This window comes from Massilia sp. 05N420, from assembly GCF_056397205.1.
In genome coordinates this window covers 1-484 of the sequence record NZ_JBFTMX010000159.1, presented here as the reverse complement: position 1 = coordinate 484, position 484 = coordinate 1, and the positions used below count along the sequence as shown (strand labels likewise).

At 49.0% G+C, this 484-nt stretch carries 1 rRNA gene; it reads right to left on the bottom strand.

Annotated features, from left to right (window positions below):
- A 23S ribosomal RNA gene (locus AC1DIX_RS27770) occupies nt 1–415 on the bottom strand; the annotation flags it as partial.
- Nucleotides 416–484: the final 69 nt, after the last annotated feature.

Sequence of the window (484 nt, the reverse complement as noted above, 5' to 3'; positions counted from 1 at the left end):
ACTCTAGGACAATCATGGTATCTACGCGTACGGGGCTATCACCCACTACGGCCAAGCTTTCCAGCTTGTTCCACTTTAACCACAATTGCCACTGGCCTGGTCCGCGTTCGCTCGCCACTACTTGCGGAGTCTCGGTTGATGTCCTTTCCTGCAGGTACTTAGATGTTTCAGTTCCCTGCGTTCGCTTCTTACACCCTATGTATTCAGGTGCAGATACCTTATCACAATGCTTAGAAACCACTCGGGTTGCAGAACAACCAGAATGATTTTCTAAGCATTTAAGGTGGGTTTCCCCATTCGGAGATCCATGGATCAAAGCTTATTCGCAGCTCCCCACGGCTTATCGCAGCGTATCACGTCCTTCATCGCCTGTGCATGCCAAGGCATCCACCAAATGCCCTTACGACACTTAATCGTTCTCATTGCCAATGCTCATCTTTAGTTGGATTTGGAATTCCTATCCTTTTCGCTTGCGCTCAAAGGG